Here is a 22395-nt window from a genome sequence, read left to right on the forward strand (position 1 = left end):
CCCGCGCAACGCCCCGCCGTCAGTCGCGCAAACCTCTGAGCGGATGCTCGTCCGCGCGCCACGGGCTCTCGAACATCCTCGCGACCACCTCCGCCGTCACGTCCGAGATCGTCGGATAACGCCACTTCGGCGCGTGATCCTTGTCGACGATCACCGCGCGCACGCCTTCGATCACGTCGCCGCGCGCGAACGTCGAACGCGTCAGGTCGAGATCGCGCCGCAGGCAATCCGCCATCGTCGCGCCGCGCGCGCGCTCGACGACTTCGAGCGACACCGCCATCGACAGCGGCGACAGCGCGCCGCCGCGCATCGCATCGCGCGCCTTGTCGAGCCACGCGCTGCGCACCGAAGCGTCGCGCTCGGCGTCGAGGGACGCGGCGATCGCGGCGACGTCGGCCCGCGCGAAATGCCTGTCGATCGACGCGCGCGCGGCCGCGAGCGTCGACGCGTCGGGCGCGGGCGCCGGCGCGTGCCGCGCCGCTTCGGCCGCGACGCGCGCCGTCACCGCCGCGCCGTCGTCGAAGCGCTCGGTGCGCAGCGCGTCGATGAGCGCCGGCAGCGCCGCATCCGGCAGATACGCGTCGGCAAGCTGCGCATACAGCGCGCTCGCCGCGTCGAGCGTCGCGCCCGTGACGGCGAGATAGCGGCCGAGCGCGCCCGGCGTGCGCGCGAGAAACCAGCTCATGCCGACGTCGGGAAAGAGCCCGATGCGCGTCTCCGGCATCGCCATCTTCGTCGAGTCCGTGACGACGCGCAGCCCGCCGGTGTGCTTCGCCGCCTGCGAGATGCCCATCCCGCCGCCCATCACGACGCCGTGCATCAGCGCGATGTACGGCTTCGGATAGGCGAAGATCGCGTGGTTCAGCGAATACTCTTCGATGAAGAACGTGTCGATCGACGCCTGATCGCCGCGCCGGTGCGCATCGTGGAAGAAGCGCACGTCGCCGCCCGCGCAGAACGCGCGCGGATGCGGGCTGTGGATCACGACCGCGAGCACGCCGGGATCGTCGCGCCACGCGTCGAGCGCGCGGTGCAGCGCGCGGATCATGCCGGTCGACAGCGCATTGAGCGCTTGCGGACGGTTCAGTTCGAGAAAGCCGATGCGGTTCGCGACGTGCGCGCGGACGTCAGCCTCGGGCGAATCGGTAAGGGAAGCGTTCATGACGATGGGAAGTGGGCGGGCGCGGCCGTCAATGCGCCTGCATTTTCGAAAAGAGATTGAGCACCACCACGCCCGAGACGATGAGCGCGAGCCCGACCACCGCCGGCCAGTCCGGCACCTGCCGATACAGCACGACGGCGACGAGCGTGATGAGCACGATGCCCGCACCCGACCAGATCGCATACACGACGCCCACCGGCATGCTCTTGAGCGTCAGCGACAGGCAATAGAACGCGGTGCCGTAACCCGCGGCGACGATGAGCGTCGGCCAGAGCCGCGTGAAACCTTCGGCCGCGCGCAGCGCCGACGTGCCGATCACCTCGGCGACGATCGCGATCGCGAGCCATGCATAGCTGGGCAGTTGCATCGCGTCAGCTCCTCACGAGCGCCAGCGTTTCGTACGCGTGGCCGAGCTGCGCGCACAGCGCTTCGACGACGAGCTCGTGATCGCCCCGCTGCGGCAGCCCCGACACCGTCACCGAGCCGATCACGCCCGCCCCGGCCACCGCGAGCGGAAACGCGCCGCCGTGCGACGCGTATTCGGACGCGGACAGCCCGTGCTTGTCGGCGAGCGTCGCACCGGCCTGCTGCATCCACAGGCCGACCGCATACGAGCTGCGCCGGAAATGCGCGACGACATTGCCTTTGCGGCGCGCCCAATCGACGTTGTCAGGCGTCGCGCCGTCGAGCAACGCGAAGAAGAGCGGCTGCCCGAACGTGCGCACGTCGATCGCGACGGCATGGCCGCGCGCGAGCGCGAGCTCGCGCAGCTGCGAGCCGAGCGCCCATGCGCGCGCGGCGTCGAACTGCGGGAACACGAGGGTCTTTTCCTGTACGGCGATCGACTGCAGATCGAGAGCGATGTCCATGACGCGTGTGTGCGAACGATAGAGAAAATGCAAGAAGGAAATGCCGCGCCGCCTCGGGCGGCCGGCGCGCTGCGCGGCCCGTGCGGTGCGGCCGGCGAAACAGTCCGGTGAAACGCTCCGATTCTAGCGCAGCGCCGCTTCCGAGCCGTTCGGGCGCGGCGGCGAACGGAAATCGTCAGGAAGGTGTTGCATTTCTCCGGGTATCTCCTTATAATTTCATCTTTCGACGGACGCGGGGTGGAGCAGTCTGGCAGCTCGTCGGGCTCATAACCCGAAGGTCGTAGGTTCAAATCCTACCCCCGCAACCAAGCCAGGTTTTTCGCAAGCGGCGCCGAGTGCGCGATCATGCGAAAACGGACGAATCCACGTCGAAACCGATCAGAAAGCCCGCCCTCAACGGTGGGCTTTTTGCTTTTCGGGCGCCTGCTCGATTGCGTCGCCGATCTGCATCCGAACGCCATCGCGCGCAGCCGGCGCGACACGCGCCGAACGAAAGCGCAACGCGCGAGCGCGGGCAACCACGATCGCGCGAAAAGCCTGTCGCGAACGCGACGCCGCGCACGCGCCGTTCAGCACGGCGCTCCACGGCGAGCGTTCGAGAATGCCCCCGCCCGGTGATACACTCGCATCACCATTTCCCATCCCCTTCCTATGAAATTCTGTTCCGTTTGCGGTCACGAAGTCATTGCGCGCATCCCGCCGGGAGACAATCGCGAGCGCTTTGTCTGCGACCATTGCGGCACGATCCACTATCAGAACCCGCGCAACGTCGTGGGCACGATTCCCGTGTGGGGCGAGCAGGTGCTGCTGTGCCGGCGCGCGATCGAGCCGCGCTACGGCTTCTGGACGCTGCCCGCGGGCTTCATGGAGATGGGCGAGACGACGGCCGAGGCCGCGGCGCGCGAAACGCTCGAGGAAGCGGGCGCGCGCGTCGAGGTGCAGAATCTCTTCACGCTGCTGAACGTGCCGCACGTCCATCAGGTGCATCTCTTCTATCTGGCGCGCCTCGTCGATCCGTCTTTCGAGGCGGGCGAGGAAAGCCTCGAAGTGCGGCTCTTCGACGAAGCGGACATTCCGTGGGACGACATCGCGTTCCCGACCGTCAGCCAGACGCTGCGGTTCTTCTTCGCCGACCGCGAGGCGGGCGACTACGGCGTCCACACGGGCGACATCTTCCGCTCGCTGCGCAACGGCTAGGCGCGCGCATGGTTCCCTGGCTCGGCCCCGACGATCCGTTTCCGAGCGTCGAGCGCGCGCTCGGCGCGGCGAGCGGCGCGCCCGGCCTCCTCGCCGCGAGCGCCGACCTGCTGCCGTCGCGCCTCATCGACGCGTACCGGCGCGGCATCTTCCCGTGGTATTCGGACGGCCAGCCGGTGCTCTGGTGGAGCCCCGATCCGCGGATGATCCTCGCGCCCACCGAATTCAAGATTTCCGCGACGTTCAGAAAGACGCTCAAGCGCGTGCTGCGCGAGCCGCGCTGGGAGATTCGCGTCGACAGCGACTTCGCCGGCGTGATGCGCGCGTGCGCGCAGGCGCCTCGGCCCGGACAGCGCGGTACGTGGATCACCGCGGAGATCGTCGACGCGTATTCGTCGCTGCACCGCGCGGGCGACGCGCACAGCATCGAAACCTGGCTCGACGGCCGCCGCGTGGGCGGCCTTTACGGCGTGTCGTTCGGCCGGATGTTCTTCGGCGAATCGATGTACGCGGACGTGAGCGACGCGTCGAAAATCGCGCTCGCGGCGCTCGTCGCGCACCTGCGCGAGCACAGGGTAGAAATGATAGACTGCCAGCAGAACACGTCGCATCTGGCGTCGCTCGGCGGCCGGGAAATCGCGCGCAAGGCGTTCGTCGCCCACGTGCGCCGCGCCGTCGGCGAAGCGCCGATACCATGGCGGTTCGACAAGACCGTCGTCGCCGGGCTGCTCGGCCATGCCGCTTCGGCGACGGCAGCGGATGCGTTCGATCGTTAGCGCGGCAAAACATCAATACATCGAGAGCTGCCCATGACTCATCCCACTGAGCTGCCGCTTTCACCGCTTTCGGCGTTGCAATTCTATGCGACGGCCCCCTACCCGTGCAGTTATCTGGACGGGCGCATCGCGCGCTCGCAAGTCGCGACGCCCAGTCATCTGATCAATTCGGACATCTACACCGAGCTCGTCAAGGCAGGCTTTCGCCGCTCCGGCGTGTTCACGTACCGCCCCTACTGCGACGGCTGCCGTGCGTGCGTGCCGGTGCGCGTGCCCGTCGACGCGTTCAAGGCGAGCCGCACGCAGCGGCGCGCATGGAAGCGTCATCGCGCGCTCGTCGCGACGGTGTCGCCGCTCCATTACGACGAAGAGCATTACGCGCTCTACATGCGCTATCAGTCGGCGCGCCACGCGGGCGGCGGCATGGATCGCGACAGCCGCGATCAATACGAGCAATTTCTGCTGCAGAGCCGGATCAACTCGCGGCTCGTCGAGTTCCGCGATCTCGATCCGGCGCAGGACGGAGCGAGCGCGCTGCGCATGGTCAGCATGATCGACATCCTCGGCGACGGCCTGTCGTCCGTCTACACGTTCTTCGATCCCGACGAGCCGCACGCGAGCTACGGCACCTACAACATCCTCTGGCAGATCGAGCAGGCGAAGAGCCTGCGCCTGCCGTACGTCTATCTCGGCTACTGGATTCGCGAGAGCCCGAAGATGGCGTACAAGGCGAACTTCCATCCGCTCGAAGGGCTCGTCGACGGCCGCTGGAAAGTGCTCGATCCGACGCTCGTCGACCTGCCGCCCGTCGATGCCGCGTTCGCGCGCGCGCCGCTGCCGGGCGGCCATTCGGGCACGCGCTGACGGCGTGGCGCACGTGCGCCGCCGCCCGCCCGGCGAAGGCGCGTCGGCGCTTCTCGGCTAAAATAGCGGGTTGTCAATTTTTCGGCTGCCGCCGCCTCTTCCGTGTTCAGCTCCCTCTATCCGCTTGCCCGCGCGTCTCTCTTCAAGATGGACGCCGAGGACGCCCATCATCTGACCCTGCGCATGCTCGGCGCCGCGGGCCGCACCGGCCTCGCGTGCGCGCTCTCCTCGCACGTGCCCGACGCGCCGCGCATCGTGATGGGGCTCGAGTTCCGCAATCCGGTCGGACTCGCGGCCGGCCTCGACAAGGACGGCGCGGCGATCGACGGCTTCGCCGCGCTCGGCTTCGGCTTCATCGAGGTCGGCACGGTCACGCCGCGCGCGCAGCCCGGCAATCCGCGCCCGCGGATGTTCCGGCTGCCCGAGGCGCAAGCGATCATCAACCGGATGGGCTTCAACAACAGCGGCGTCGACCAGTTCGTGAAGAACGTGCAGGCGGCGCGCTATCGCGGCGTGCTCGGGCTGAACATCGGCAAGAACGCCGACACGCCGATCGAGCGCGCGGCCGACGATTACCTGTACTGCCTCGAGCGCGTCTATCCGTTCGCGAGCTACGTGACGATCAACATCTCGTCGCCGAATACGAAGAACCTGCGCCAGTTGCAGGGCGCGGGCGAGCTCGACGCGCTGCTCGCCGCGCTGAAGGACAAGCAGCGGCGTCTCGCCGACCTGCACGGCAAGCTCGTGCCGCTCGCGCTGAAGATCGCGCCGGACCTCGACGACGAGCAGGTGAAGGAGATCGCCGCGACGCTCTTGCGCCACCAGATCGAAGGCGTGATCGCGACCAACACGACGCTGTCGCGCGACGCCGTGAAGGGCCTGCCGCACGCCGACGAAGCGGGCGGGCTGTCCGGGCGGCCGGTGTTCGACGCGTCGAACGCGGTGATCCGCAAGCTGCACGCGGAGCTCGGCGACGCCGTGCCCATCATCGGCGTGGGCGGCATCTTCTCCGGCGAGGACGCGCGTGCGAAACTCGCGGCGGGCGCGTCGCTCGTGCAGGTGTACACGGGCTTCATCTATCGCGGCCCGGCGCTCGTCGCCGAATGCGTGAAGGCGATCGCTCGCGAGCAAGCGCGGTGATATAGAAATAAACAAACGATATTTAGATATCGATTGTTATTTCGCTACCATTGCGCGATCGATATCAGGGCCTCATCGAAGACCCCCTCCCAGGCAAGGAAACAACACAATGAAAATTGCGTCGCTGAAGAAGCTTCTGGTCGCCGGCCTGATCGGCGCGTCGTTCGTCGCCGCCACCGCGCACGCGGCGGATCTGCTCGACGAAGTCAAGCAACGCGGCACGCTGCGGATCGGCCTCGAAGGCACGTTCCCGCCGTTCAACTCGAAGAACCCGCAAGGCGAGCTCGTCGGCTTCGACGTGGACATCGCCAAGGCGATCGCCGCGAAGCTCGGCGTGAAGCCCGAATTCGTCACGACCGAATGGAGCGGCATCATCGCGGGCCTGCAGGCGGGCAAGTTCGACGTGATCGTCAACCAGGTCGGCATCACCGACAAGCGCCGCGAAACGCTCGACTTCTCGCCGGCGTACACCTACTCGTCCGCGCAACTGATCCAGCGCAAGGACGACGCGCGCCAGTTCAAGTCGCTCGAAGAGCTGAAGGGCAAGAAGCTCGGCGTCGCGCTCGGCACGAATTACATGGACATGGCGAAGTCGGTGCCGGGCATCGACGTGAAGACGTATCCGGGCGCGCCCGAGTATCTGCGCGATCTCGCGGCCGGCCGCCTCGACGCGGCGCTCAACGACCGCCTGATGCTCGCGTACCTGACGAAGAACTCGCAGCTGCCGCTGCGCCCGGGCGCGAACGTCGGCTCGGCGAATCCGTCCGGCATCCCGTACAAGAAGGGCAACCCGAAGTTCGCGAAGGCGATTGCGGACGCAATGGCGCAACTCGAATCCGACGGCACGTTCACGAAGATCTCGGACAAGTGGTTCGGCATCGACGTGACGAAGCCCGTCAAGTGAGCGCGTAAGCTCGTCGTCGCGCCGCCCGCGTCCGGCGGCAAACGAGGGCGGCATCCGCAACGGTGCCGCCCTTTGCATTGCGCGTCCGGTTTATGATTGCGCTTTCGCGTAAGCCTCGTCACCGCTTCACATGCCGATCACTTCCCTCCTCGCCCAATCGCTCCCGGTCCTCCTCCAGGGCGCGCTTTTGACCGTCAAGTTCGCCGTGCTGTCGATGGTGCTCGGCCTCGTCGGCGCCGTCGCGCTCGCGCTAATGGGCATCGGCCGCAGCGCGGTGCTGGCCGGCGTCGCGCGCGCGTACGTGAGCGTGATGCGCGGCACGCCGCTCCTCGTACAGATCTTCGTCGTCTACTACGGACTGCCGAGCCTCGGCATCTCGCTCGATCCGACGCCCGCCGGCGTAATCGCGCTGTCCGCGAACGTCGCCGCTTACATGTCCGAAAGCATGCGCGGCGCGATCAACGGGATCGACAAGGGGCAATGGCTCGCCGCCTACAGCCTCGGGCTGTCGTGGCGGCAGACGCTGCGCTACGTGATCGGCCCGCAGGCGCTGCGCATCGCGGTGCCGAGCCTGTCGAACAGCCTCATCAGCCTGATCAAGGACACGTCGCTCGTGTCGGTGATCACCGTCACCGAGCTGCTGCGCAGCGCGCAGGAAATCATCGCGTCGACCTATCAGCCGCTGCCGCTCTATCTCGCGGCGGCCGGCGTCTACTGGGTGCTGTGCCAGATTCTCGAATGGGTGCAGCGCTGGTACGAACGCCGGCTCGCTTTGCCGAGCCGGCATTGATCGCGCGTGCGACGCCGCCGCGCGCCACAAGCGCGGCGGCGCGCAGGTCCAGCGCCCACGTCGCCCGTCAATCCATCGGATAGCGTACGCCGAGCGCCGCGCGCGCCGCATCCGTCATCGCGATCATCCGCCGCGAATGATCGTGCGTCATCACCGGGCTTTCGAGCTCCCCCGCGCGCAGCAGCTCGCAGAAGTGCGCGATCTCGTAATTGAGGCCGCCGCCGTCGAACGGCTCGTCGAGCTCGACGACGCGGCCGTCCGCATAGCGGATCGTCGCCCGCGCGGGGTTCCACCAGTTTTCGTGAATCGTCACGTAGCCGCCCGCGGCCGCGAGGAGCGCGTCGCCGCGCCCCATCACGTCGAGCCCGCAGAAAAGCTGCGACACGCCACGCTCGTGCCGCGCGTTGACGCTCGCGAACACGTCGACGCCCGTCGCGCCGACGCGACCGAATGCCTGCACGTCGAGCGGCGCGCCCAGCCAGTCGACAGCGAGAAACATTTCGTAGACGCCGATGTCGAGCAGCGCGCCGCCCGCCTGCTCGAAACGGTAGACGGGATGATCGGCCGGCACCGTCGATGACGCGCAGCCCGCACGCACGAGCGCGACGTCGCCGATCGGATCGCGCTCGAGATGCGCGCGCAGCTTTCGGTACAGCGGATAGAACGGCGGCTTCATCGCCTCCATGAACAGGCGCTTCGCGGCGCGCGCGTCGCAGAGCACCGCATCGAGCTCGCGCGCGTTGACGGTCGCGGGCTTTTCGCAGAGCACTGCCTTGCCGGCCGCGAGCGCCGCGCGCGCGTAATGCGCGTGGCTGTCGTTCAGCGTCGCGATGTAGACGGCGTCGATCTCGGATGCGAAGAGCGCGTCGACGCTCGCGCACGGCGCGCCGCCGCGCGCGTCGCAGAACGCGGCGGCCGCGTCGGCGCGGCGCGCCCACACGTGCGAGAGCACGGCATCGCGCACGTGCGCGATGCTCTGTGCGAACCGGCGCGCGATGCTGCCCGCGCCGACGATGCCGAAACGAATCGGCGTCGGTTGGTAATCGGTCATCGAATCAATTCCGTGTCGCTGAGGATATCCGGCGTCGGACTCGCAGCCCGGCCGGCCGTCATGATAAACGGCCGGCCTCCGGCGTGCGACACGGCGCGGCGCTCAGTTGCGCTCGGGCATCTCGACCGCGAAGTCGCGCATCTCCTCCGCCGTGTAGTCGATCAGCTCGAGCGCGGCCGCTTCCGCCTCGCGCGCATCGCGCCGCTCGATCGCCTCGACGACCCGCCCGTGCGACTTGAGCGCGAGCGCGCGAATATCGTCGCGCTGGCTCATTCGCGGGTTCACGACGCGCAGCGCGCCGCGAATGATCGCCGCCATTTGTTGGAAGAACTGATTGCCGCTCGCATGCACGATGCGCGTATGCAGCAGCTCATCCGCCTCGTCGTATGCCGGCGTCCCCGGCTCGGCCAATTTGAACAGCTCGAATGCCTCCCGAATGCCTGCGATTTCGGCCGCCGTCGCGCGGCTTGCCGCCTGAGCGGTCGCGCGCGGCTCGATCAGCGTCCGGAACTCGATCACGTCGCGCAGGAACTGCCGATCGGGCTTCGCCCGGAAACGCCAGTTCACGACATCTTCGTCGATCATCCTCCAATGGCTCATCGGCCGAACGCGCGTGCCGACCTTCGGGCGCACGTCCAGCATGTCGCGCGCCAGCAACATCGAGAGCGCTTCGCGCATCACGGTGCGACTGACGTCGAACTCCTTCGACAACACGTCCTGCGGCGGCAACACGCCCCCATACTTGTCCTCGACGATTCCCGTGACAAGCCCATCCATCACTTTACTGACCAGTGACCGGTCCTTTCCCTGCTCCATGAGACCTCTCCCCGAACATCACCTGTGTTGGCACAATGCCCTCGCAGTCTCGCCGGCCCTCTGTATCGAAATGACATGACTATCAGCCTTTGTTCTTATGAACGATACGTTGCTGAGTTCGTCGCAATTCCGCTATCTGGTAAACACCTGACAGGGTAATCCCTCTTACTATATCCAGAAAAAAAACAGCCCTAAAAAAATAGGTCCAGCAAGCTTGTTGCAAGCTCGCTGGACCTCGGATCGAAGGCCTGCCGAAAGCGTCGGCAATCTGAATTTATTGAGATTGGATTTAACCGACTTTATTGCTTTCGCACAGCAAATTCATTTTCAAATGATTGAATTAACGCCGCACGTAGCGGAGCGTTTCGACGCCTTGCGCGGTGCCGAGCAGGCACAGATCCGCGCCGCGTTCGGCGAACAGGCCGACCGTCACGACGCCGGGCCAGCCGTTGATCGTCGCTTCGAGCGCGCGCGGATCGTCGATTCGCAGGCCCTTCACGTCGAGAATCTCGTTGCCGTTGTCGGTGAGGTACGGCGCGCCGTCCTGCTTCACGCGCAGCACGGGCACGCCGCCGAGCGCGGCGAGCCGGCGGCCGATCGCGGTGCGCGCCATCGGCACGACCTCGACGGGCAGCGGAAACTGACCGAGCATCGCGACGCGCTTGCTCGCATCGGCGATGCAGACGAACGTTTCGGCGACCGAAGCAACGATCTTCTCGCGCGTGAGCGCGCCGCCGCCGCCCTTGATCATCGCGCCGCTCCCATCGATCTCGTCCGCGCCGTCGACATACACCTGCAGCGACTCGATCTCGTTCAGATCGAACACCTTGATGCCATGCGACTTCAGGCGCTCCGTCGTCGCGACCGAGCTCGACACCGCGCCGCGATAGCAATCCTTGACGGCCGCGAGCGCGTCGATGAAGCAGTTGGCGGTCGAGCCCGTGCCGACGCCGATCACCGCGCCTTGCGGCACGTTGTCGGTCACGTATTGGGCGGCGGCCTCGCCGACGAGGCGTTTGAGTTCGTCTTGTGTCATGAGAAGCGTCGAGCAATCGAAGTGCGAAAAACGCAAGTTTACCGGAGACGCTCCGCTCGACGGCTTTTTTCGATGCGATCGCGACGGCGAAGCCACGCGCGGCGCCGACGCCCGCCGTTTCTCAGATTGACAATCGCTCGGCCGCGTTGACGCTCGCCCACGCGGCCGCGTCGAATCGGGCGGCGCGCTCGCGTGGCCGCCCGTCGAACGCGTTCACTGCGCCGCCACCCCGCTCGCCGCGCTTGCGCCGTCCGTCGCCACGTCGCGCTCGGGCGCCGGCTGCGACGACATGTACTTGTCGAGCAGCGCCTGCGCGATCGCGTCGGTTTCCGCATCGGGATTGCCCGCGTAGTCGGTTGGCCGGAAATGCATCTGGAACGCGGCGATCACGCGCCGCGCGCGATCGTCGAGCACGCCGTCCGTCGCGACGTCATAGCCGTAGCGCGCGAGCTTCAGTTGCAGTTCGCGCACGTCGACGAGCGACTTCGGCGGCCGGCCCGCGAGGCGCGCGGCGACGGTCGCGTCGTCGGGCCACGCACCGACGCCCGCTTTCGCAAGCGCGCGCCACGGGAACAGCGGGCCGGGATCGATCTTGCGCTGCGGCGCGATGTCGCTGTGGCCGACGACGCGCGTCGGCGGAATCTGGTAACGGGTGACGATATCCTTCGCAAGCCGAACGATCGCGTCGACCTGCGCGGGCGGATACGGCGCCCACATGCGGCCGTGCGGCGTATCGATCGGGCCGCGATTGACGTTCTCGATGCCGATCGACACGCCGTTCAGCTCGGTCGCGCCCTGCCACGAGCTCACGCCCGCGTGCCACGCGCGCTCGCTTTCCGGCACGAGCTGATAGACGACGGGCAAGCCGCGCTCGGTGCGCGGCGCGTCGGACACGACGTAATGCGAGCTCACGTTTTCCTGCGTGAGCACGCGCAGTGACTGCGCTTCGCCGATCTCGGTGTAGTGCATGACGAGGAAGCGAATGCGCGAATCGACGCTGCGCGCGGGCAGGCTCGTGTCGGCGTAGTAGTCGCCGTGATTGACGAGCGTGGGCGCCGTACAGGCGGCGAGCAGGCTGAGGCTCGCGAGAAGCGCATGGCGCAAAGGGATTTTCATGATGACGGCGCTCGATGAATCTGCGGTCGTCGGGACGATTCGTCCCGACACGAGCGCCCCATTCTAGACGCTTCGTCGATCGTATTCTTGCGCGTTTTGCGCCTGTTTTACGGGAACTGCGCGCGGTGCGGCGATATGACGGCTGCGCGTCACGACGAAAACGGAAGCGTGCGGGCGTCGCGATCGACCCAGCCCGACGCTCGCGCTCCGCGACCGGACTCGCGCTTGCGGCGGCGATACGCTCGAGCGCGCCGCCTCGCATGCCGCCGGCGTTCGCCGTCGCGCGTCGCGCACGAAGCGGCGCGCATCGCTCATAGTCGGCGGCGCGCGCACGCGCCGCGCGCTTTGCTTATTTCTTCGCGCCTCGCTGCCGCACGGCTTCGTACAGGCACACGCCGCTCGCGACCGACACGTTCAGGCTCTCGACGCTCCCCGCCATCGGAATGAACATCACTTCGTCGCACGTATCGCGCGTCAAGCGCCGCATCCCCTCGCCTTCCGCGCCCACCACGAGCGCCACCGGGCCGTCGAGCTTCGTGTCGTAGAGGCTCGCCGTCGCATCGTCCGACGTGCCGATCACCCACACCCCCGCGTCCTTCAGCTCGCGCAGCGCCCGCGCGAGGTTCGTCACCGTGATGTACGGCACCGTATCGGCCGCGCCGCTCGCGACCTTCGCGGCGGTCGCGTTGAGTCCGGCCGCGCGGTCGCGCGGCGCGATGATCGCGTGCGCGCCTGCCGCGTCGGCGACGCGCAGGCATGCGCCCAGGTTGTGCGGATCGGTCACGCCGTCGAGCACGAGCAGAAGCGCCGGCCCCGCGATCCCGTCGAGCAGCTCGGCGAGGTTCTGCGCGAGCGGCAGATCCTCGACGCGCGCGACGACCCCCTGGTGGCGCTCGGTGTGCGCGAGCCCCCAGAGCCGCGTCTCGTCGGCGGCGATGAGACGCACGCCCGCTTCCTTCGCGGTCTGCAGGAAGTCCTGCATCCGGCGGTCGCGGCGCGTCGCATCGTAGAACACCTCCGCGACCGTCGACGCATCGTGCCGCATGCGCGCGGTCACCGCATGAAAACCGTAGAGAACCTTCAGACGTGACATGGCTGGAACAACCTTCGATCAAAACGCGCGGCCGCGCATTGCACGGCCGCATTGAAAATGGAAAGCGCCGCGCGCCCTTCCGGGTGCGCGGCGTCTCGATCAGTCGGCGCCGCCTCTCGCGGGCGGCGCGCTCGATCAGTACTTCTTGCGCGAACGCGCCTTCTTCGCGGCCGGCTTGGACGCGGCGCCCTTCTTGCGCGCCGCCCGCGCCTCATTCACCGCCGCGCTCGGCGCGCTCGCGGCCTTCTTGCGCCGCGCGGGCCCTTCCGCGGGCGGCAGCGAACGCACGCGCGGCCCGGCGGCTTCGGCAGCCGCCGCCGAAGCCGCCGGCCGCGGCGCCTTGACGGGCGTTTCGCGCACGAGCCGGAAATCGATCTTGCGCGCGTCGAGGTCCACGCGGCTCACCTGCACGCGCACGCGATCGGACAGCCGATAGCGGATGCCCGTGCGCTCGCCGCGCAGCTCGTTCTTCACTTCGTCGTACTGGAAGTAGTCGGCGCCGAGCTCGGTCACGTGCACGAGGCCTTCGATGAAGAGCGCGTCGAGCTGCACGAAGATGCCGAACGACGTGACGCCGTTCACCATCCCGCCGTACTCCTCGCCGAGCTTGTCGCGCATGAAATAGCACTTGAGCCACGCTTCGACGTCGCGCGACGCCTCGTCCGCGCGCCGCTCGTTCGACGAGCAATGAAGCCCGAGCTCTTCCCAGATCGCCGTGTTCGACCGCGCGCGGCCGCGCGCCTCGTCGTCCTCGCGCTGCATCGCGCGGGCCCGCGGCGACAGCGCGGTGTTGAGCTCGACGCCTTCGGGCGACTTCGGTGTGTACTTCTTGCCGGACAGGATCGCGTAGATCGCGCGGTGCGTGAGCAGATCGGGATAGCGGCGGATCGGGCTCGTGAAGTGCGCGTACGCGTCGTACGCGAGGCCGAAGTGGCCGATGTTGTCGGGGCTGTAGACCGCCTGCTGCATCGAGCGTAGCAGCATCGGCTGCAGCATCTGCGCATCGGGCCGATCGCGGATGTGCGCCATCAGCGCCGCATAGTCGCTCGCGTGCGGCGTGTCGCCGCCGCCCAGCGTGAGCCCCATGTCGCGCAGGAACGCGCGCAGGTTCTCGAGCTTCTCGGGCGTCGGGCCCGCATGCACGCGGTAGAGGCCCGGATGCTTGTTGCGCTTGAGGAAATCGGCCGCGCAGACGTTCGCGGCAAGCATGCATTCCTCGATCAGGCGATGCGCGTCGTTGCGCTGGCGCGGCAGGATCTGCTCGATCTTGCCTTGCGCGTTGCAGACGATGTACGTCTCGGTCGTGTCGAAATCGATCGCGCCGCGCTTTTGCCGCGCGGCGAAGAGCGCCTTGTAGACGCCGTACAGGTTCTGCAGGTGCGGCATCAGCTCGGCGCGGCGCGCGGCCTCCGGCCCCTTCGTGTTCGCGAGCACCGCGGCCACTTCGGTATACGTGAGACGCGCGGCCGAGTGGATCACGGCCGGATAGAACTGATACGCCTTGATGTCGCCGCGCGCGTTGATGATCATGTCGCACGCGAGCACGCAGCGGTCGACCTGCGGATTCAGCGAGCACAGCCCGTTCGACAGCTTCTCCGGCAGCATCGGAATCACGCGGCGCGGGAAGTAGACCGACGTGCTGCGCTCGACCGCGTCGCCGTCGAGCGGGCTGCCCGGCTGCACGTAGTACGACACGTCGGCGATCGCGACGATGAGCCGGAAACCTTCGCCACGGCCGACCGCGACGGGCTCGCAGTATACGGCGTCGTCGAAGTCGCGCGCGTCCTCACCGTCGATCGTGACGAGCGGCACGTCGCGCAGATCGACGCGATAGCGCAAATCCGCGGGCCGCACCTTGTCCGGCAGCGCCGCGGCTTCGCCGAGCGCGTGCGCGCCGAATTCGTGCGGCACGCCGTACTTGCGCACCGCGATCTCGATCTCCATGCCGGGATCGTCGATGTCGCCGAGCACCTCGACGACGCGGCCGAGCGGCTGCGAATGGCGGCTCGGAAAATCGGTGAGCTCGACCACGACGACCTGCCCGACCTTCGCCTTCTTCACGTTCTGCGTGACGAGGATGTCGTGGCTGATCCGCTTGTCCTCGGGCGCGACGATGAGCGCGCCGTTCTCGTTCAGCAGACGCCCGATCACGCGCTTGTTCGCACGCTCGGTCACCTCGACGACATGCCCTTCCGGCCGCCCGCGCCGGTCATAGCCGACGATCCGCGCGAGCACGCGGTCGTTGTGCATGACCTTCTGCATCTCGGCGTTCGGCAGGAACAGGTCGTCCTGGCCGTCGTCGCGGATCACGAAGCCGTAGCCGTCGCGATGGCCCTGCACGCGGCCCGCGACGAAGTTGGACGGATGCGTCAACTGATAATGTCCGCGCTTGTCGAGACGGATCTGACCGTCGCGCTCCATCGCGGCGACGCGACGGAAAAATCCTTCGCGCTCCTGACGCTTGATCGACAGCGCTTCAGCGATGTCGTTCGCCGCAAGCGGCGCGTCGCTCGTGCGCAGCACGCCGAGAATCTCTTCGCGGCTCGGAATGGGATACGGATACTTGCTCAAGGGCTTGTCGATGATTTTTCTCGTTGCGTTTGGCTTGCGCGACCGCGGCAAGCGGAGCCGAACGGGCGCGCCGCTCATGCCGCCCCATTCTAACACCCGCCGCCGCACCGAACGGACCGCACGCCGCGTGTTGCGCGGGATGCGCCGCGCCCTGCGCGCACGATGAAAAAGTGTTGACAGGCTCATTCGACCGTCTATAATTGCGGTCTTTGCAGCACACGCACCTGCCCAGGTGGCGGAATTGGTAGACGCACTAGTTTCAGGTACTAGCGGGTAACTCCGTGGAGGTTCGAGTCCTCTCTTGGGCACCAGATTCGAAAAAGCCAGCTTGCGCTGGCTTTTTCTTTTTGTGTGAGGCTGCCTATGTCTCGTGAAAACTGTCTTCAATGAATTTTTGGTCTCTCCCTAAATTTCTGTTGACAGAATTCATAAGACGTCTAAAATAGCGGTCTTGCTCGATGCAGCAGTGCCCAGGTGGCGGAATTGGTAGACGCACTAGGTTCAGGTCCTAGCGGTGGCAACACCGTGGAGGTTCGAGTCCTCTCCTGGGCACCATCTCTTATCGAGCAAAACAACGAACCCCGTAACGCATCGCGTACGGGGTTTTTTGTTTCTCGCACACGCCGCGCCGTTCGATCGCGTCTCGTGTGATGTCGGCGGCATGCATCGCGCATGCGACGCCATCGCGATCGTCGCCGCTTCATCGCCGCGCGTCCGTGTCGCTCCGTCCTTGCGTCCTCTTCGTCCGCTCTTCGCTCCGCTTTGAACCCGGCCGAGCCGGCCCGTCACGCGACCTCGCTCGGGACAACCAACGAAACGCTTTCACGTCACCCACACCGCACATCCGATGCGCGCGGCGCTCGCAATGGCACGAACGCATGCTCGCGTTGCCGAGCGCCGCGCAAGACGGTCGGCGCAATTCGCAAGCGTGCGCCGATCCGCGTCCGAACGCGCCTGCGCCCGCCGCGGAGCGCGCGCCATGTCGCTTTACCGGCGCATCACATTTGATCTTCGCCGCCCCCATTCGTATAACGATCACGCGCCCGACGCACTTTCAGCACACGAATCCGAGACCCGGCGCGAGCCGGCAAGCCGGACGCGTTCTTCCGCGAGCGCGCGCTGCGCGTGTTCGATCCGGACAATGCGTTCCCGCCGTCGGCGCCGTACGTGCGCACGAGCTTCATGCTCGGCGCACTCACCGCGATGCTCGACGCGCTGCAGGCGGCGGGCGCGGCCGGCGTCGTGATGATCGCCGACACGTCCGCCGCCGAGGCGACCAGGCTCTATGCACCGTACGACGGCCGGCCGCGACGTGCGCCCGGCCTGTTCGTCGATCGCGCGACGGGCGCAAAGCTCGTCACGCTCGCGAAGCGCGGCGCCACGCTCAGGCTGCCGCTCGACGCGAGCGTCGAGCGCGTGCAAACGCGCAACCTGATCGGCATCATCCCCGGCGCGACTGACGAGCTGACCGTCGTCAACAGCCACACCGACGGCACGAACGGAATCGAGGACAACGGCCCGAACGCGATCGTCGCGATCGCGCAGTACCTGTACCGCCTGCCCCGCGCGGCGCTGCCGCGCACGATCATGCTGTCGAGCGGGCACTTCGCGGGCGGGCTCGGCATCGAGGATTTCCTCGCTCGCCACGCGCACGACGGGCTCGTCGCGCGAATCGCGTGCGTCGTCACGATCGAGCATCTGGGTGCGCAGGAATAGCTGCCGAATGCGCGCGGCGCGCTCGCGCCGACCGGCCGCGCGGAGCCGGCGGCGCTCTTCATGCCGCCCGTGCCCGCGCTCGTCGACGCGGCCGACGCGCTGGTGCGCCGCGCGAACGCCGCGCCCGCGTTCGTGATGCCGCCGCTCAATCCGAACGGAGGCGGCAGCGCCGACGACGCCGCCTGGCCCGGCGAGGGCCAGTATTTCTGGGGCCGCGGGCGCGTGCCGACGATCAACGTCATCACGGGCCCGACGTATCTCCTCAACTACGGACGGCGTGACGACCGCGGAGAAGATCGACTATGTGCGCCTGCGCCACGAAATCGCGGCGACGACGCAAACGCTGCTCGATCTGTCACGCGTGCCGTTCTCCGAATTGCGCGCGGTGCGGCCGGGCATGCGCGCGGCCACACTGTGACGCTTGCGCTCGCGTGCCGACGGGCGCCGACGGGCGCCGACGGGCGCCGTAAGCGCGAGGCATGCGAACGGACGAACCGAGCGGCCGCCGGCGCGATGCACAAACGAAGCGGGGCGACACGAAGCGGCACGGAGCGACACGATCGGCCGGCGCGACGATCGCGCCGCGCGCATCGGCGCCATGCACGCGCGGCGGCGGACGCCGCCGACGCATCACGCATGCTGCGGCTCGCCCGCCGCCAGCAGTTGCAGGCTCTCGTCGACGCTCAGCTCGGACAGCGCGCCCGCCCGCAGCGCTCCGTCGGCCGCGCGCTGAAGCACGCGCAGCACGTTCGGCTTCAGGCGCACGAACACGAGGCGCCAGCCGCGCGCGTCGCATTCGGCGGCGAACGTCTTCAGCGCTTCGATCGTCGTGCCGTCGATGTCGGGCGATTCCTCGAGGCTCAGCATCACCGTGTGCACGGGCGGCTGCGCATCGCGCGCGAGATGCCGCACCATGTTCAGCACGCGCTCCGCGTTCGCGAAGAAGAGCTGCGCCTCCGGCCGCACGATCACCACGCCCGGGATCGGCTTCGCATCCTCGTGCATCGACACGTCGACGAAATCGTGGCTCTCCCGCAGCCGTCCAAGCACGCTCACGTTCGGCTCGGACAGTTGCCGCAGCGTCAGCAGCAAGCTCACGCCGATCGCGGCGAGCAGGCCGTGCAGCACGCCGAGCACGATCACGGCCGACAGCGCGGCGATCACGACGATCCGGTCGCGACGCCATGCCCAGTACGGCCGGAACACTTCGGGATGCAGAGAATGGCTGACCGCGAAGATCACGATCGCGGCGAGCACGGGCTCCGGGATGCGCGCGAGCTGCGGCAGCAGCAGCCAGACGATCAGCGCGATCACGGCCGCCGCGAAGAGGCCCGCCATGCGCGTCTGCGCGCCCGCCGCCTCGTTCGCCGACGTCGCCGAATAGCCGGCGCCCACGGGCATTCCGTGCAGCAGCCCGGAGACGAGATTCGCGCAGCCGAGCGCGACGAGATCGCGGTTCGGCGAAATCGCGTCGCCATGCTTGAGCGCGAAGTTGCGAATCGACCCGTACGACTCCGCGTACAGGATCAGCATCAGCGCGAAGCCGAACTCGGCCGTCTGCATCCATGCGGAGCGGCCGAGCACCGGCATCCCGAACGCGAGATTCTGCAGGTCGATCGTGCCGACGACCGCGATCCCGTAGCGATGCCAGTCGATCCAATAGCCGGCCGCGATGCCGAGCACGATGACGACGAGCGTCGCCGGCACGCGCGAGCGCCGCCCGAGCGCGAACAGGATCGCGAGCGCCGTCGCGCCGAGCGCCGCGCTGTGCACGTTGCCGTTCGGAATCCCGAGCAGCAGGTCGAACGTGAAGCGCAGCGTATCGCTGTGGTGGATCGGCACGTCGAGGATCTTCGGCAACTGCTTGATTACGATCGTGAGCGCGAGACCGAACGTGAAGCCGCGCAGCACCGGGCGCGCGATGAAATCCGACATGCCGCCGAGGCGCGCCGCGCCCGCGAGGATGAACAGGATGCCCGTCGTCGCGACGAGCGCGGCCGCTAACAGAAGTTGCGCGGCGACGTTCGGCCCGGCCTCGGAAATCACGGTCGCGGCGAGCACGACGGCCGACGACGATGTCGCCGACACGATCGCGAAACGGCTGCTGCCCGCGATCGCATAGACGACGAGCCCGGCCAGCAGCGCGATGAGCCCCGCCTGCGGCGGCAGGTTCGCGAGCCCCGCGTACGCGACCGCCTCGGGAATCAGCAGGCCCGCGATCGACAGCCCGGCGAGTGCGTCGAGCGCCGTGCGGCGGCCGCGCGGCGCGGGCGGCGCGTCGAGCGCGGCGAAATGCTCGGCCTGCTGAGGCGGCGCGTCGATACGCTTCGTACGAGAGTCCATGCGCGCTCCGTGTTCGTTGTCCGTCGATCGAATGAGGACGCGGCGCTCAGCGCGGCGCCGCGATCACGCCGGACCATCCCGGCAGATAGCGCGCCTCCTGCGTGTGCGCGTGGCCGAGCGCCGCTTCGAGCGCCGTCGCGAAATCCTTGCGGATCTGCGTCAGCGCGATTTTCGGGCGCAGGAAATCGGCCCACAGGAATTCGCTGAACGGCGTCGCGTCCTTCGCGTAGCCGCCCGCCGTGCGCAGTTCGCCCGCCAGGCTGCGGTAAGGATCGTCCTTCAGGCCGACGAGCGACTTCGGCAAGCGGGCGTAGTCATGGCGCACGCCGTTCGTGCCGAACGGATGCACCCACTGGTTGTGCTCCATCATCCGCCAGAAGATCGTTTCGTCGAGCCATGACAGATCCTTCAGCAGCATCGCCCTCACCTCGGTCACGCCCTCTTCGATGAGCGCGAGCCCGAGATGATGATGATCGGTGATGAAGTACTCGCCGCCCGGCCCCAACACGGCCGGAAACCAGTGCGAATCGATCGCGGCCTTGCGCGCCTTCTTGCCGAGCGATTTCCAGTGCTTGCGCTTCGCCTTCACTTCGCGATACCCGACCGTGATCTGCGTCGGGCGCAGCGCGTCGAGCTTGGCGGGGATGAGATGCACGTCGTGGCCGATCGTCATGGTGGGACTCCCGAATAGGATGTCGGCAACGATACATGGGATCGGCGCTCGCGTTAATACCGCATTGCCCCCGAGGCTTGCGCCATGCGTACTGCCGCACGGTGCGCGGCGCGCGCGGCGGCACCCGGGCGTCAGCGGCGAGCCGCGACAGTCGAAAGAGTCGCGAGGTCCGCGCGCTCGAGCCGGTGACGGACGTACGGGATGCCGTCCTGCACGATGCCGACGCGCCGCATCCCGAGCTTGCGCGCGACGTGCAGCGACGCGTCGTTCTGCGCGGCGATGTCCGCGACGATGCGCGGCAGCCTGACCGTCTCGAACGCGTGCCGCACGACGCGCCGCGCGGCTTCGCTCGCGATCCCGCGCCCCCATGCTTCGCGCACGAGGCGCCAGCCGATCTCGACGTCGCGGCCGCCTTCGGCGAAATCGGGAATCAGCAGCGTCCAGCCGACGAAGCGCTCGGGCCGCGCCTTCTCGAAGATCGACCAATAGCCGAGGCCGGGCGGATACGCGCGCGTGATCCGATGCTCGACGAAACGGCGATGCTCGAGCGGATCGCTCCACGGACCGGCGATGTGGCGCGTCACGTCCGGATCGCGATCCATCGCGATGCATGCGTCGAGGTCGGCGAGCATGCGCGGGCGCAGCCACAAGCGATCGGTTTCGAGAACCGGCAGCGCCGGGAGAGCTTGCGAATCCGAATCCATCTGTAAGCACATGAAAGAAAGAGGACGGCGCTACCTTAGCATCGCCCGCCGCATCGCGAAAACCGCGGCGAATCGCGCCGGTTCGCACGCGCAGCCGGGCGATCCCGCGCCGTTCGCTCGACGCGATGCGGCGCGACGCGATGAGCTCGACGTGACGAATGCGGCGCACACATCGGTTACGTCCTGGGCAACAAGGTATTTCATAGGGATAAATCCGGATCGGATCGTTCAGAGCCCTCGCGCGCGCGATGAGCGGCGTACACTCGCATTACCGCCTGCGCGCAGCGCCAGCCGGACGGTGCGGGCCACGACGGCGCTTTCCCTCGAGGAGACCGCCGCCATGACCATGAGCTGGACCCGGGAACAACGCAACGTCACGATCGCCGCCTACCTCGGCTGGACGCTCGACGCATTCGATTTCTTCCTGATGGTGTTCGTGCTGAAGGACATCGCCGCCGAATTCAACACGAAGATTCCCGCCGTCGCGTTCGCGATCACGCTGACGCTCGCCGCGCGCCCGATCGGCGCGCTGATCTTCGGCCGCCTCGCCGATCATTTCGGCCGCCGGCCGACGCTGATGATCAACATCGCATGCTATTCGCTGCTCGAGCTCGCGTCCGGCTTCGCGCCGAGCCTGGCCGCGCTGCTCGTGCTGCGCACGCTGTTCGGCGTCGCCATGGGCGGCGAATGGGGCGTCGGCTCCGCGCTGACGATGGAAACGATCCCGACGCGCGCGCGCGGCGCCGTGTCGGGCCTGCTGCAGGCGGGCTACCCGAGCGGCTATCTGCTCGCGTCGATCGTCTTCGGCCTCTTCTACCAGTACATCGGCTGGCGCGGCATGTTCATGATCGGCGTGCTGCCCGCGCTGCTCGTGCTGTACGTGCGCGCGAAAGTGCCCGAGTCGCCCGCGTGGAAGCAGATGGAAAAGCGCGCGCGCCCGAGCCTCGTCGAGACGCTCAAGCAGAACTGGAAGCTGTCGATTTACGCAGTCGTGCTGATGACCGCGTTCAACTTCTTCTCGCACGGCACGCAGGATCTCTATCCGACATTCCTGCGCGAACAGCATCACTTCGATCCGCACACGGTGTCGGGGATCACGATCGTGCTGAACATCGGCGCGATCGTCGGCGGGCTCACGTTCGGCTGGCTGTCGGAGCGCATCGGCCGCCGCCGCGCGATCTTCATCGCAACGATGATCTCGCTGCCCGTGCTGCCGCTTTGGGCGTTCTCGACCGGCGTGCTCGCGCTCGCCGCCGGTGCGTTCCTGATGCAGATCTCGGTGCAGGGCGCATGGGGCGTGATCCCCGTGCATCTGAACGAGATTTCGCCCGACGAGATTCGCGCGACCTTCCCCGGCTTCGTGTATCAGCTCGGCAATCTGCTCGCGTCGGGCAACGCGACGATGCAGGCGCAACTCGCGGTCAATCACGGCAACGACTACAGCATGGCGCTCGCGACGGTCGCGGGCATCGTCGCCGTCGTCATCTGCGTTTTAATTGTGTTCAGCCGCGAGCGACGCGGGATCGACATGACGCAGGCGGCCGCGATGAGCCCGACGACGGGATAGCGCCCGC

Annotated in this window: 20 protein-coding genes, 3 tRNA genes and 1 pseudogene; 11 read left to right on the forward strand and 13 right to left on the reverse strand. The window is 67.6% G+C overall.

Going from position 1 to position 22395, the window contains the following annotated elements; translation table 11 throughout:
• Nucleotides 1-19 precede the first annotated feature (19 nt).
• From WS78_RS10260 to WS78_RS10270, 3 genes are read right to left on the reverse strand one after another with little or no spacing between them, the layout of a single operon-like run.
• The gene (locus tag WS78_RS10260) at nucleotides 20-1162 is read right to left on the reverse strand and encodes an enoyl-CoA hydratase/isomerase family protein (protein WP_059575105.1); all 1143 of its coding nucleotides are present in this window, start codon (nucleotides 1160-1162) and stop codon (nucleotides 20-22) included.
• Nucleotides 1163-1190: 28 nt separating this feature from the next.
• Nucleotides 1191-1523: a DMT family transporter gene (locus WS78_RS10265; RefSeq protein ID WP_063889416.1), complete on the reverse strand. Its 333-nt coding sequence runs from the start codon at nucleotides 1521-1523 to the stop codon at nucleotides 1191-1193.
• A gap of 10 nt (nucleotides 1524-1533) precedes the next feature.
• A complete protein-coding gene (locus WS78_RS10270) occupies nucleotides 1534-2031 on the reverse strand; it encodes a heme-degrading domain-containing protein (protein WP_059575107.1) in 498 nt (165 codons plus the stop codon).
• A 231-nt stretch (nucleotides 2032-2262) separates the two neighbouring features.
• Here WS78_RS10270 and WS78_RS10275 point away from each other — a divergent pair.
• Nucleotides 2263-2339, forward strand: a tRNA-Met gene (locus tag WS78_RS10275).
• A gap of 85 nt (nucleotides 2340-2424) precedes the next feature.
• On the opposite strand, the gene WS78_RS37020 is transcribed toward WS78_RS10275, so the two are convergent.
• On the reverse strand, nucleotides 2425-2766 hold the full coding sequence (locus tag WS78_RS37020) for a hypothetical protein (protein ID WP_197419480.1): 342 nt from the start codon (nucleotides 2764-2766) through the stop codon (nucleotides 2425-2427).
• Between WS78_RS37020 and WS78_RS10285 the strand changes: the two genes are divergently transcribed.
• The 6 genes from WS78_RS10285 (at nucleotide 2683) to WS78_RS10310 (ending at nucleotide 7702) form a co-directional block, all read left to right on the forward strand.
• Complete coding sequence (locus WS78_RS10285) at nucleotides 2683-3228, forward strand: NUDIX hydrolase (RefSeq protein ID WP_038743180.1); 546 nt, start codon at nucleotides 2683-2685, stop codon at nucleotides 3226-3228. The genes WS78_RS37020 and WS78_RS10285 overlap by 84 nt on opposite strands.
• Before the next feature lie 8 nt (nucleotides 3229-3236).
• A complete protein-coding gene (gene aat, locus WS78_RS10290) occupies nucleotides 3237-4004 on the forward strand; it encodes a leucyl/phenylalanyl-tRNA--protein transferase (protein ID WP_038743182.1) in 768 nt (255 codons plus the stop codon).
• Between the two features lie 33 nt (nucleotides 4005-4037).
• A complete protein-coding gene (locus tag WS78_RS10295; RefSeq protein ID WP_038743184.1) occupies nucleotides 4038-4868 on the forward strand; it encodes an arginyltransferase in 831 nt (276 codons plus the stop codon).
• 102 nt (nucleotides 4869-4970) lie between these two features.
• Nucleotides 4971-6008, forward strand: a complete 1038-nt coding sequence (locus WS78_RS10300; RefSeq protein ID WP_059575111.1) for a quinone-dependent dihydroorotate dehydrogenase — start codon at nucleotides 4971-4973, stop codon at nucleotides 6006-6008.
• Between the two features lie 109 nt (nucleotides 6009-6117).
• A complete protein-coding gene (locus tag WS78_RS10305; protein ID WP_038743188.1) occupies nucleotides 6118-6912 on the forward strand; it encodes a cystine ABC transporter substrate-binding protein in 795 nt (264 codons plus the stop codon).
• Nucleotides 6913-7042: 130 nt separating this feature from the next.
• Nucleotides 7043-7702: an amino acid ABC transporter permease gene (locus WS78_RS10310; protein ID WP_038743190.1), complete on the forward strand. Its 660-nt coding sequence runs from the start codon at nucleotides 7043-7045 to the stop codon at nucleotides 7700-7702.
• A 67-nt stretch (nucleotides 7703-7769) separates the two neighbouring features.
• On the opposite strand, the gene WS78_RS10315 is transcribed toward WS78_RS10310, so the two are convergent.
• The 6 genes from WS78_RS10315 to rnr all read right to left on the reverse strand — a co-directional run bounded on the left by WS78_RS10315 (nucleotide 7770) and on the right by rnr (nucleotide 15385).
• Nucleotides 7770-8753, reverse strand: a complete 984-nt coding sequence (locus WS78_RS10315) for a Gfo/Idh/MocA family protein (RefSeq protein WP_059575112.1) — start codon at nucleotides 8751-8753, stop codon at nucleotides 7770-7772.
• Nucleotides 8754-8855: 102 nt separating this feature from the next.
• Entirely contained in the window at nucleotides 8856-9569 is a 714-nt protein-coding gene (locus WS78_RS10320) for a FadR/GntR family transcriptional regulator (protein ID WP_038743194.1), read from the reverse strand.
• A 340-nt stretch (nucleotides 9570-9909) separates the two neighbouring features.
• Complete coding sequence (rpiA, locus tag WS78_RS10325) at nucleotides 9910-10605, reverse strand: ribose-5-phosphate isomerase RpiA (protein ID WP_059575155.1); 696 nt, start codon at nucleotides 10603-10605, stop codon at nucleotides 9910-9912.
• A gap of 213 nt (nucleotides 10606-10818) precedes the next feature.
• On the reverse strand, nucleotides 10819-11721 hold the full coding sequence (locus tag WS78_RS10330) for an N-acetylmuramoyl-L-alanine amidase (protein ID WP_038743195.1): 903 nt from the start codon (nucleotides 11719-11721) through the stop codon (nucleotides 10819-10821).
• Nucleotides 11722-12070: 349 nt separating this feature from the next.
• Entirely contained in the window at nucleotides 12071-12814 is a 744-nt protein-coding gene (gene rlmB, locus WS78_RS10335) for a 23S rRNA (guanosine(2251)-2'-O)-methyltransferase RlmB (protein WP_038743197.1), read from the reverse strand.
• 135 nt (nucleotides 12815-12949) lie between these two features.
• Complete coding sequence (gene rnr / locus WS78_RS10340; protein WP_059575156.1) at nucleotides 12950-15385, reverse strand: ribonuclease R; 2436 nt, start codon at nucleotides 15383-15385, stop codon at nucleotides 12950-12952.
• A gap of 226 nt (nucleotides 15386-15611) precedes the next feature.
• On the opposite strand from rnr, the gene WS78_RS10345 reads away from it, so the two are divergent.
• From WS78_RS10345 to WS78_RS10355, 3 genes and pseudogenes are all read left to right on the forward strand, one after another.
• Nucleotides 15612-15696 (forward strand) — tRNA-Leu (locus WS78_RS10345).
• A 157-nt stretch (nucleotides 15697-15853) separates the two neighbouring features.
• Nucleotides 15854-15940: transfer RNA gene (locus WS78_RS10350), tRNA-Leu, on the forward strand.
• Between the two features lie 543 nt (nucleotides 15941-16483).
• Nucleotides 16484-17519 (forward strand): annotated as a pseudogene (locus WS78_RS10355) (PA domain protein); the annotation flags it as partial.
• A 212-nt stretch (nucleotides 17520-17731) separates the two neighbouring features.
• Here the strand turns inward: WS78_RS10355 and WS78_RS10360 are convergent.
• From WS78_RS10360 to WS78_RS10370, 3 genes are all read right to left on the reverse strand, one after another.
• Nucleotides 17732-19444, reverse strand: a complete 1713-nt coding sequence (locus WS78_RS10360; protein WP_038743199.1) for a SulP family inorganic anion transporter — start codon at nucleotides 19442-19444, stop codon at nucleotides 17732-17734.
• Nucleotides 19445-19490: 46 nt separating this feature from the next.
• Nucleotides 19491-20117: a ParB-like protein gene (locus WS78_RS10365; RefSeq protein WP_059575113.1), complete on the reverse strand. Its 627-nt coding sequence runs from the start codon at nucleotides 20115-20117 to the stop codon at nucleotides 19491-19493.
• 131 nt (nucleotides 20118-20248) lie between these two features.
• Nucleotides 20249-20821 (reverse strand): GNAT family N-acetyltransferase, encoded by a 573-nt coding sequence (locus WS78_RS10370; protein WP_038743203.1) that lies wholly within the window; start codon nucleotides 20819-20821, stop codon nucleotides 20249-20251.
• Nucleotides 20822-21161: 340 nt separating this feature from the next.
• Here WS78_RS10370 and WS78_RS10375 point away from each other — a divergent pair, with 340 nt between their 5' ends.
• Complete coding sequence (locus WS78_RS10375) at nucleotides 21162-22388, forward strand: MFS transporter (RefSeq protein WP_038743205.1); 1227 nt, start codon at nucleotides 21162-21164, stop codon at nucleotides 22386-22388.
• Nucleotides 22389-22395 lie beyond the last annotated feature (7 nt).

This window comes from Burkholderia savannae (genome assembly GCF_001524445.2).
Classification (GTDB): Bacteria; Pseudomonadota; Gammaproteobacteria; order Burkholderiales; family Burkholderiaceae; genus Burkholderia; species Burkholderia savannae.

What these genes read in the sequence shown, in the direction of transcription:
- WS78_RS10260 (WP_059575105.1), bottom strand. Translation starts at nt 1,162, where the DNA reads ATGAACGCTTCCCTTACCGATTCGCCCGAGGCTGACGTCCGCGCGCAC.
- WS78_RS10270 (WP_059575107.1), bottom strand. Translation starts at nt 2,031, where the DNA reads ATGGACATCGCTCTCGATCTGCAGTCGATCGCCGTACAGGAAAAGACC.
- WS78_RS10285 (WP_038743180.1), top strand. Translation starts at nt 2,683, where the DNA reads ATGAAATTCTGTTCCGTTTGCGGTCACGAAGTCATTGCGCGCATCCCG.
- WS78_RS37020 (WP_197419480.1), bottom strand. Translation starts at nt 2,766, where the DNA reads ATGGTCGCAGACAAAGCGCTCGCGATTGTCTCCCGGCGGGATGCGCGC.
- aat (WP_038743182.1), top strand. Translation starts at nt 3,237, where the DNA reads ATGGTTCCCTGGCTCGGCCCCGACGATCCGTTTCCGAGCGTCGAGCGC.
- WS78_RS10295 (WP_038743184.1), top strand. Translation starts at nt 4,038, where the DNA reads ATGACTCATCCCACTGAGCTGCCGCTTTCACCGCTTTCGGCGTTGCAA.
- WS78_RS10305 (WP_038743188.1), top strand. Translation starts at nt 6,118, where the DNA reads ATGAAAATTGCGTCGCTGAAGAAGCTTCTGGTCGCCGGCCTGATCGGC.
- WS78_RS10310 (WP_038743190.1), top strand. Translation starts at nt 7,043, where the DNA reads ATGCCGATCACTTCCCTCCTCGCCCAATCGCTCCCGGTCCTCCTCCAG.
- WS78_RS10315 (WP_059575112.1), bottom strand. Translation starts at nt 8,753, where the DNA reads ATGACCGATTACCAACCGACGCCGATTCGTTTCGGCATCGTCGGCGCG.
- WS78_RS10320 (WP_038743194.1), bottom strand. Translation starts at nt 9,569, where the DNA reads ATGGAGCAGGGAAAGGACCGGTCACTGGTCAGTAAAGTGATGGATGGG.
- rpiA (WP_059575155.1), bottom strand. Translation starts at nt 10,605, where the DNA reads ATGACACAAGACGAACTCAAACGCCTCGTCGGCGAGGCCGCCGCCCAA.
- WS78_RS10330 (WP_038743195.1), bottom strand. Translation starts at nt 11,721, where the DNA reads ATGAAAATCCCTTTGCGCCATGCGCTTCTCGCGAGCCTCAGCCTGCTC.
- rlmB (WP_038743197.1), bottom strand. Translation starts at nt 12,814, where the DNA reads ATGTCACGTCTGAAGGTTCTCTACGGTTTTCATGCGGTGACCGCGCGC.
- WS78_RS10360 (WP_038743199.1), bottom strand. Translation starts at nt 19,444, where the DNA reads ATGGACTCTCGTACGAAGCGTATCGACGCGCCGCCTCAGCAGGCCGAG.
- WS78_RS10365 (WP_059575113.1), bottom strand. Translation starts at nt 20,117, where the DNA reads ATGACGATCGGCCACGACGTGCATCTCATCCCCGCCAAGCTCGACGCG.
- WS78_RS10370 (WP_038743203.1), bottom strand. Translation starts at nt 20,821, where the DNA reads ATGGATTCGGATTCGCAAGCTCTCCCGGCGCTGCCGGTTCTCGAAACC.
- WS78_RS10375 (WP_038743205.1), top strand. Translation starts at nt 21,162, where the DNA reads ATGACCATGAGCTGGACCCGGGAACAACGCAACGTCACGATCGCCGCC.